This is a genomic window from Actinoplanes italicus (assembly GCF_003001815.1).
In the GTDB taxonomy this organism is placed as follows: domain Bacteria; phylum Actinomycetota; class Actinomycetes; order Mycobacteriales; family Micromonosporaceae; genus Actinoplanes; species Actinoplanes italicus.
Genome location: NZ_PVMZ01000039.1, coordinates 56774 through 65998 on the forward strand (window position 1 = coordinate 56774; position 9225 = coordinate 65998).

The window sequence follows — 9225 nt, forward strand, 5'->3', positions numbered from 1 at the left end:
ATCACCGGACGGCGCCCAGCTCCGCGGCGATCGCCTCGCGGAGCTGGGCGCCGGTGAACGGTTTCGCGACGACGGGACGGCCCGGTTCCAGGGTCGTCCCGTCGTCGGCGAGCAATGCCTCGGCGAAACCGGAGATGAACACGACCCTGGCCTCCGGCCGCAGTTCGAGCACCCGGTGGGCGAGCTGGCGGCCGTCGATACCGGGCATCATCACGTCGGTGACCAGGCAGTGGATCGGGCCGGCGTACTCCTCGGCGAGGCGCAGCGCCTCGGCGCCGCAACCGGCGGTGAGAACCCGGTAACCGCCCTTGGCGATGAACCGCTCGGCGGCGCCCCGCAGCGGTTCGTCGTCGTCGACGAGCAGCACCGTGACCTCGCCGGTCGCGTCACGGGTGGCGGTGCCGGGCGGGCCGGGACGCTCCAGTGTCACCTCCCGCGCGGCGGCGGGCAGGCGGACCCGGACGGTGGTGCCGGATCCGGGTGGTGAGGTCAGCACGATCGCGCCGCCGGCCTGCGTGACGATGCCGTGTGCGGTGGAGAGGCCGAGTCCGGCCGTACGGACGCCGGGTTTGGTGGAGAAGAAGGGCTCGAAGGCCCGTCGCTGGACCTCGGGCGTCATGCCGGTGCCGCTGTCGGTCACCTCGACGAACGCCGCGCCGCCCGCCGGATCGGCCGAGGTGCTCACGGTGATCGTGCCGCCGGACGGCATGGCCTCGCACGAGTTGCGCAGCAGACTGTGCATCAGCCGGTCGAGGCATCGGCGGTCGATGCGGGCCGGTGGCGTGTCGTCGGCGAGCCACAACGCGACGGTGACCTGCTCCGCGGTGAACTCGCGGACGAGCGCCGCGATGAAGCTGTTCAGGTCGACGGTGACCGGCTCGTTGACCTCGCGGCGGCCGAACGCGAGCAACTGTTCGGTGAGGACGGTGGCCCGCCGCCCGCCGCGGGTGACCTGGCCCAGGTCCTCGATGATCGCGGCCGCGGCCAGCCGGTCGAGGCGCCCGGCGTCCTCCTCGGCGGCGACCGAGTCGCTGACCAGCTGCACGAAGCCCAGCATCGAGCCGAGCAGGTTGTTGAAGTCGTGGGCGATGCCGCCGGCCATCCGGCGCAGGCTGTCGAGGCGTTCTTCGTCGTGCCCGGCCGCCTCCTCCTGCCGCTGCCGCGTCTCGTAGGCGACCCGTTCCTCGGCGGCCACCACGTCGGAGATGTCGTCGACCATGACGACCGCGCCGGACACCTCGCTCTCGGCGTCGGCGATCGGCCGCAGGTGCACGCGCAGCCACCGGTCGGTCAGGTCGGTGCGGATCAGGTGGGTGCGGTACCGGTGCTCGACCGTCCCGGCGTCCGGGTGACGGACCGCGTCGACGGCCTCCCGGCGAACCTCCGGTTCGAGACAGGTCAGCCATCCCTCACCGGCGAGCCGGCCGGCCGGCTCGCCGGTGATCTCGGTCAGCCGCGGGTTGACGTAGGTGGCGTCGCCGTCCGGCCCGAGCAGGGCCATCCCGACCGGTGACGCGGTCGCCATGGCCTCGAACTGGCGCTCCCGGTGCCGCAGCGCCCTGTCCTTCTCCACGAGTTTGGCGTTGACGGCACGACTGTGGACCTGGGCGAACTCCTCGGCCGGTCCGACGCTGACCGCGACCGGCCCGGCGGCGAGCACCTCGTCGACGGCGTCGAGCAGCTCGCGGGGGTCGGCATCGCGCAGCACCACGCGCGAGACCCCGCAGGCGTCGGCGATCGGCCGGGTCTCGGGTTCCAGGTAGTTGGCGGTGTAGAAGATCACCGGCGAGGAGGCGGTGGCCGGGTCGTCGTCGGACCGCAGGCGGTGCACCAGCTCGAGGCCGTCGATGCCGGGCATCAGCACGTCGGAGACGACGATGTCGGGGTGACGGGCGCGTACGACGTCGAGGGCGTCGTTCCCGTCGCGGGCTTCGAGGACCTCGTGGCCCCGGCAGCTGAGAAGCATGGTCACGAGGTCGCGATTCTCGGCGACGTCGTCAACGACCAGGACGGTTGCCATGGCGGCCTCCTCGGGGACCCAATCTCATGATTGTCCTCCCAAAACCAACCGAAAGTGTTAAATCGGAGAAATAACCAACCTCCGGAGGAGATCCGTGATCTATCAGGTGACGACCGGAGCACTCGCCTTCGTCCTCGGCCTGTCGCTGCTGATACCTGTGTCCCCCGGCACCGGATGGTGCCTGGTCCTCATCGGTGTCACGACGATCGTCATCGCTCGCGTGCCACGGCCACTCGTGCGACGTACCGCCGCGGTGTTGCCGTTGATCGCCGCCGCGATCGCCTTGTCGCCTCTCGGCGTGGCACCGACCACCGCGATGGCGTTCGTCCTCCTCGCCATCGGGCAGACGATTCTGCTGACCGCGCCACCCCAGCCGTGGATGCTGACCGCGAGTCAGGTGGTCGCGGTCGCGGCCGGAGCGATCAGCCTGCTCGACTGCTACGGCGTGCTCTTCGAACGGCTGCCGCCGCTCGCCTTCGGGCCGGCCGCGGTGTCCCTGCTGCTCGCGGCCACCGTCCTGGCCGCCGGCTCACACACTGGGATCGCACGGCTGCTGTTCGGCAGCTCCACCAGCTGTGTACTGACCCGGCGGCTTCTGGCTACGGCGATGGTCGCCCTGCCGGTGTTCGGACTGCTGCTGATCGCCGGGGAACACGCGGGCTGGTACGGCATCCACGCCCGGTTCGCGATGCTGGTCGCCTCGAACGTGGCCCTGGTCGGCGCGGTCGCGCTGGTGACCGGCGCCCAGGTCGACGCGTCCCACCGTGAACTCCGGCAGCGCGAGGAGATGGCAGGGGTCCTCCAGCAGGTGCCCACCGCCTTCACCGTCAAAGGGTTCGACGGGCGCTACCTGCTCGCCTCCACCGCGTTCGAGCAGCTGCACGGACTTCCCGAGGGCGGCGCCCTGGGACTCTCCGATCATGAGCTGCACAGCCCCGAGGAACTGGCCGAGATCGTCCGGCGGGACCGTGCGGTGCTCACCCGGGACCGGCCGATGGTCTTCGAGGACGAGCGGGCCGACGGTGACGCCACCCGGACGTTCGTCACCTCGGTCTTCCCGATGCGCGATCCGGACGGGCGCCCGGTCGCAATCTGCCACGCCACCACCGAGATCACCGAAGTACGGGTGGACGAACGCAAATTCCAGGGCATGGTGGACGCGTCGCCGGAGGCGATGATCTGCGTGGACGCGGAGGGCCGGATCGTCCTGGCCAACCCGCAGGCACTGCAGATCTTCGGGTACGAACGTCACGAGCTCGTCGGCGCGTCGGTCGAGTCGCTGGTCCCGGCCGCACGACGGTCCCGGCACATCGCCCACCGCCGCGACTACCTGGCCAATCCGGCGCCGCGCCGGATGGGTGAGGGGATGCAACTGACGGCGATACGCAAGGACGGCACCGAGTTCCCCGCCGAGATCAGCCTGACCGCCGTCGACGGTGACAGCGGCCCCGTGGTGCTCGCCTCGGTGCAGGACATCACCGCCGAGGTCGAGTCGGACAAGCGGCTGCGCCTGGAACGCGAACAGTTCCAGATGATCATGACGGCGGCCAGCGACCCGTTCGTCAGCATGGACGCCGACGGCCGGATCACCGAGTTCAACCGGCAGGCCGAGCAGATCTCCGGCTGGCAGCGCGGCGACGTTCTCGGCCGCCGGGCGCTCGACACCATCCTCCCGGCCCGCTATGCCGGCGCGGTCGGGCGGCTGCTGGACGGCCGGTGGGACTGGCTGCTGGACCGGCCGACCGAGATGAACGCGCTGTGCCGGGACGGCACCGAACTGGCGGTCGAGCTGACGCTGTGGCGGACCCGCCGGGACAGCACGCCCACGTTCCACGCCTTCGGGCGCGACGTGACGGCCCGGCGGCAGACCGAGATCGCCCTGGAGCAGGCCCGGGACCGGGCGATCGAGATGACCCGGCTCAAGTCGCAGTTCCTCGCCTCGATGAGCCACGAGATCCGTACCCCCATGAACGGGGTGATCGGACTCAGCGGGCTGCTGCTGGACACGGCTCTCGACGACACCCAGCGCCGCTACACCGACGGCATCCGCAACGCGGGTCTCGGCCTGCTCTCGGTGATCAACGACATCCTCGACTTCTCCAAGCTGGAAGCCGGGAAGGCCCTGCCGGAACGCATCGACTTCGACCTCTGCAGGCTGCTCGACGAGGTCGTCGCCCTGGTCGCCGACAGTTGCGCCGGCAAGAGCCTCACGGTCACCGCCCGCTGCGACCCCCGTCTGTACCGCCCGCTCAGCGGCGACGCCGGGAAGTTGCGGCAGGTGTTGCTCAACCTGGTCGGCAACGCCATCAAGTTCACGGAGGAGGGCAGCGTCGAGGTGACCGCCACGGCCACGTCCGACGACCGTCCGGACGGTGCCACGCCGGTGCGGTTCGTGGTCACCGACACCGGCATCGGGATCGCCGAGGACAAGCAGCGCGAGCTGTTCGAGCCGTTCACGCAGGCCGACGCCGGAACCACCCGGCGGTTCGGCGGCACCGGTCTGGGCCTCGCGATCTGCCGCGAACTGGTGGCCGTGATGGGCGGCCAGATCTGTGTGACCAGCAGGCCCGGCAACGGCAGCGCCTTCACGTTCACCGTGCCGCTCTGGCCCGCCGAGGGGGCCGCCGATCCCCAGTACCCCGCGCTCGAAGGGCTGCGCGTCCTGCTGGTCGGCGACGCGCAGCACGAACTGCTGGACCAGCTCCGGACCTGGAGGATGGCACCGGCCACCGCGAAGGACGGGGAGGCCGCGGTGCGGGTGCTGGCCGAGGCCACCGCCTCCGGACGGCCCTTCGACCTCGTGCTGTGCGACGAGCGGGAGGCCGGGACGATCAAGGGCTTCCGGGACGCGGCGACACCCCGGGTCGTCCCGATCGGCAGCACGGGCGCCGCGCTCGCCCGTCCGTTCCGCCAGTCCCAGCTCTACGACCTGCTGGTGAGCGTCGTCGCCGCCCCGGTGGACGGTCCCGCGGCGGAGCCTCCGGCGAGCCTCGAGAACCATGGCCACGTGCTGCTCGTGGAGGACAACTCGATCAACCAGACCGTCGCCCTCGGCATCCTGGCCCGCCTCGGCTACAGCGCCGACGTCGCCCCGGACGGCCGGGTCGCCGTCGCCCTGGCGGCGGAGAACGACTACCTGGCGATCTTCATGGACTGCCTGATGCCGGAGATGGACGGCTACACGGCGACCGCCGAGATCCGCCGCCGGGAGACCGGCGGCCGCCACGTGCCGATCATCGCGATGACCGCCGGCGCCATGCCCGAGGACCGGGAACGCTGCCTGGAGGCGGGCATGGACGACCACATCGCCAAGCCGGTGATGCCGCAGGACATCACGAACGCGCTGGAGCGCTGTGCGGCCGCCGGCCCGGCCCGGTCCGAGGTCCGCCTGCAGATCGAGCGGCGCCTCGATCTGCTGCGGGCGGCCGCGCCGACGGTCGACGACCAGGCCCTCGCCGATCTGCTGCAACGGCTTGTCTCCCAGGTCCCGGACCTGATCGAGGAGTGTATGCAGGCTCTCGCGCTGGACGACGCGCCGGCCCTGCGGCACGCGGCCCACCAGATGAAGGGTGCCGCCGGGAACCTCGGCGCCCATGGTCTGGCCGAGGCGTCCGGCCGGCTGGAGCAGGCGGCCCGCGCAGGGCGGCTGGAGGAGGCGGTGGCGCTCGTGACCGATCTCCGGGCGGTCGCGCGGGAGACCGTCGACGCGGTTCACGCCATCACGGTCTCGGCAAACGCGTAACCGATAGGTTACGCTTCCCGGGTGGACGAGGTGGCCGGCGCGATCGCCGATCCGGTGCGGCGGGAGATCCTGCTGCTGCTGCGCGACCAGCCGCTGACCGCCGGGCAGGTCGCCGGCCGTTTCCCGATCAGCCGGCCCGCGATCAGCCGCCATCTGCGCGTGCTGCGCGACGCGGGCCTGGTCCGTGACACGGCCGACGGCCGCCGCCGCGTCTACACCCTGGTCGCCGGCCCGCTCGACGAGCTGGCCGGCTGGATCGGCCGGCTGACCCGCCCGTCCGGCTGGCAGCACCGGTTCGACGCCCTGGAGACCGAGGTGCACCGCACCCGCCGCGAGCGCCTCACCTCCCCCACGACGCACTCGCCTACGACGCACTCGCCCACGACGCACTCGCCCACGACGCACTCGCCCACGACGCACTCGCCCACGACGCACTCGCCCACGACGCACTCGCCCACGACGCACTCGCCCACGACGCACGAGGAGAAAAGCGCATGAGCCCGACCCCGGCCGGACGCCTGTTCGGCAACGACCTGGTACTCACCCGCACCTTCCGCGCGCCCGTCGCCGACGTCTGGGCCAGCCTCACCGACCCGGAGCGCACCGCCCGCTGGTTCGGTCCCTGGCAGGGCGAAGGCGCGCCGGGCCGCACGATCAAGGTCCAGATGGTCCAGGAGGAGGGCGACCCCTGGGTGGAGATGACCATCGAGGCGTGCGAGCCGCGGCAGAGACTGGCCCTGTCGGCCGTCGACGAGTACGGCGAGTGGCACCTCGACCTGACGCTGACCGAGTCCGCCGGGGTCACCGAGCTGCGCTTCACCCAGCATCTGACCGGCACCGAGAACGTCGGCGAGACCGGCCCCGGCTGGGAGTTCTACCTCGACGCCCTGGTCGCCTCGCGGGAGGGCGCCCCCGTGCCGGACTTCAGCGACTACTTCCCCGCGATGAAGGAGTATTACGAGTCGTTGCGCTGAGACCTCATGGCACCGAGCCCCAGATCGAGGGCGGCCTCCAGATGACCGGTGTCACCGATGGTGAGCAGAAACAACACGCCACCCTGGACGCCGGCCAGCAGTCCGGCGGCCGCCCGGCCAGGGTCGAGCTCCGGGTTCATCTCACCGGCGGCCTGCATGTGCCGGACCCCGGTGGCGAGCGCTTCCTGCCATCGGCTCATCAACCCGGTCACCACGGCCTGCGCCCCGGGCGTACGCCGTCCCGCGTGCCCGAGCACGATGCTCATCGGGCAGTCCGTGCCCTGCTCCCGGTAACGCTCGACCACCCGGTCGCGCCACCGATGCCAGGACTCCCAGGTGGTCAGGTCACCCAGCATCGGCTGCTGGTCGGCGAGCACCCGGTCGGCCTCGTGCCGCGCCACGGCGAGCAGCAGCTGCTCCTTGCCGTCCGGGAAGTAGTGGAACAGCTGGCTCTTGCTGGTCCGGGTACGGGCCATCACGTCCTCGAGCCGGAACTCGTCCACGCCGCGCTCGCGGATCTCGTCGGCGGCACCGGCGACGATCCGCGAGCGCGTCTGCTCGCCCTTACGCGTCAGCACCGGTCGCCTGCTCCCGCGCGTCAGCGCCGGTCTGCGCGGCGTTCAGCACGGGCGGAGCGTACCCCGCCGGCTTGTCCCCGACGGTGAGTCCGGGACTGACGATCCACGACTGGTACTGCGCCGTGAACATCGAGTACGGCTTGGGCAGCGGCCAGGCGGCGGCCTCGTCGAGCCGGCGGCGGGCGTCGGCCGGTATCGCGAAGTCGAGCGCGGCCAGAGTGCCGTCGAGTTGCCCGGCGCTGCTCGCCCCGACGATCGCCGACGCGACGGCCGGCTGGGTCACCACCCAGTTGAGCGCCACCTGAGCCATGCTGCGTCCCAGGCCGGCGGCGACCTTCTCGAGCTCGCCGATGACCCGCCAGTCGCGTTCATCGATCTGCGCGCCCGAGCCGGCGAGCCGCCCTGCCCCGTCGAGGCCGTCGGCGGTCCGGCGGTACTTGCCGGTGAGCAGGCCGCCGCCGAGCGGACTCCACGCGGTCAGGCCCATGCCGAGCGTCTGTGCCATCGGCACGAACTCCGGCTCGATCGCCCGGTCGATCAGCGAGTACGGCAGCTGCACGGTCACCATCGGGGTGAGGCCGTGCGCCTCGGCGTGGGTCTGGATGCGGGCGGCGTACCACGCGGGGACGTCGGACAGTCCCGCGTACCGGATCTTCCCGGCCCGGATCAGGTCGTCGAAGGTGCGGGCCACCTCCTCGGGCGGGGTGATCCGGTCCCAGGTGTGCAGCAGGTAGAGGTCGAGGTGGTCGGTGCCGAGCCGGCGTAGCGAGTCGTCCAGGGCGCGGATCATGTGCTTGCGGCCGTTGCCACCGGCGTTCGGGTCGGCCGGGTCGACGCTGTTGGTGAACTTGCTGGTGAGCACGAGCCGGTCACGCAGGCCGGACCGGGCGATGAGTCGGCCGAGGATGCGTTCGCTCTCCCCGGCGGTGTAGAAGTCGGCGGTGTCGATGAAGTTGCCGCCGGCCTCCACGTACCGCCGGAAGATCGCCTCGGCCTCGTCCTCCGGCTTGCCGTAGGCGGCGTGGAAACCGCCGACGCCGAAGTTCATGGTGCCGAGAGCCAGCCGGCTGACGCGGAGGCCGGAGCGCCCGAGCAGGTAGTAGTCGTTCATGGCTGCGACTGTGGCGCGCCATTTTTGGACCCGCCAGTCCAAACCCACCCCGCGTGGTGATCTGCGGTCCGTATGCGGGCACAGCTCACCACACACGACCGCGAGCACGCCTGCGTGGTGACCTGCGGCTTCACCGGCGCCGCAAGTCACCACGCACCGAAGGCGGCACGCCCGCGCGGTGACCTGCGGTCCGCATACGGGCGCAGCTCACCACGCACGACCGCGAGCACGCCTGCGTGGTGACTTGCGGTCCGTATGCGGGCACAGCTCACCACGCACGACCGCCAGCACGCCCGCGTGGTGACCTGCGGCTTCACCGGCGCCGCAAGTCACCACGCACCGAAAGCAGCACGCCCGCGCGGTGACCTGCGGTCCGCATACGGGCACAGCTCACCACACACGACCGCCAGCACGCCTGCGTGGTGACTTGCGGTCCGTATGCGGGCACAGCTCACCACACACGACCGCGAGCACGCCTGCGTGGTGACCTGCGGCTTCACCGGCGCCGCAAGTCACCACGCACCGAAGGCGGCACGCCCGCGTGGTGACCTGCGGTCCGTATGCGGGCGCAGCTCACCACGCACGACCGCGAGCACGCCTGCGTGGTGACTTGCGGTCCGTATGCGGGCACAGCTCACCACACACGCCCGCGTGGTGACCTGCGGCTTCACCGGCGCCGCAAGTCACCACGCACGACCGCCAGCATGGGCTTGACCCGTTTCGACGGACAGGGTCGATGAGTTGGTCTTCAGGCTACGTTTAGTGCGGGTAGCAGGCTGATGTCGGTGCCGTTCTCGTAA

6 protein-coding genes are annotated in these 9225 nt (G+C 71.3%); 3 read left to right on the forward strand and 3 right to left on the reverse strand.

Annotated elements, in window-relative coordinates; genetic code table 11:
* Window position 1 precedes the first annotated feature (1 nt).
* Complete coding sequence (locus tag CLV67_RS48535) at window positions 2-2020, reverse strand: ATP-binding response regulator (RefSeq protein ID WP_106330774.1); 2019 nt, start codon at window positions 2018-2020, stop codon at window positions 2-4.
* Window positions 2021-2114: 94 nt separating this feature from the next.
* On the opposite strand from CLV67_RS48535, the gene CLV67_RS48540 reads away from it, so the two are divergent.
* From CLV67_RS48540 to CLV67_RS48550, 3 genes are read left to right on the forward strand one after another with little or no spacing between them, the layout of a single operon-like run.
* Window positions 2115-5762, forward strand: coding sequence for a PAS domain S-box protein (locus CLV67_RS48540; protein WP_106330775.1), 3648 nt, complete (start codon window positions 2115-2117; stop codon window positions 5760-5762).
* Between the two features lie 21 nt (window positions 5763-5783).
* Entirely contained in the window at window positions 5784-6260 is a 477-nt protein-coding gene (locus CLV67_RS48545) for a metalloregulator ArsR/SmtB family transcription factor (protein ID WP_106330776.1), read from the forward strand.
* Window positions 6257-6736 (forward strand): SRPBCC family protein, encoded by a 480-nt coding sequence (locus CLV67_RS48550; RefSeq protein ID WP_106330777.1) that lies wholly within the window; start codon window positions 6257-6259, stop codon window positions 6734-6736. The genes CLV67_RS48545 and CLV67_RS48550 overlap by 4 nt, the downstream gene beginning before the upstream one ends.
* Here the strand turns inward: CLV67_RS48550 and CLV67_RS48555 are convergent.
* The gene (locus CLV67_RS48555; RefSeq protein ID WP_203737843.1) at window positions 6718-7314 is read right to left on the reverse strand and encodes a TetR/AcrR family transcriptional regulator; all 597 of its coding nucleotides are present in this window, start codon (window positions 7312-7314) and stop codon (window positions 6718-6720) included. The two genes, CLV67_RS48550 and CLV67_RS48555, sit on opposite strands and share 19 nt — an antisense overlap.
* The gene (locus tag CLV67_RS48560) at window positions 7301-8425 is read right to left on the reverse strand and encodes an aldo/keto reductase (protein ID WP_106330779.1); all 1125 of its coding nucleotides are present in this window, start codon (window positions 8423-8425) and stop codon (window positions 7301-7303) included. The genes CLV67_RS48555 and CLV67_RS48560 overlap by 14 nt, the downstream gene beginning before the upstream one ends.
* Window positions 8426-9225 lie beyond the last annotated feature (800 nt).

What these genes read in the sequence shown, in the direction of transcription:
- CLV67_RS48535 (WP_106330774.1), bottom strand. Translation starts at nt 2,020, where the DNA reads ATGGCAACCGTCCTGGTCGTTGACGACGTCGCCGAGAATCGCGACCTC.
- CLV67_RS48550 (WP_106330777.1), top strand. Translation starts at nt 6,257, where the DNA reads ATGAGCCCGACCCCGGCCGGACGCCTGTTCGGCAACGACCTGGTACTC.
- CLV67_RS48560 (WP_106330779.1), bottom strand. Translation starts at nt 8,425, where the DNA reads ATGAACGACTACTACCTGCTCGGGCGCTCCGGCCTCCGCGTCAGCCGG.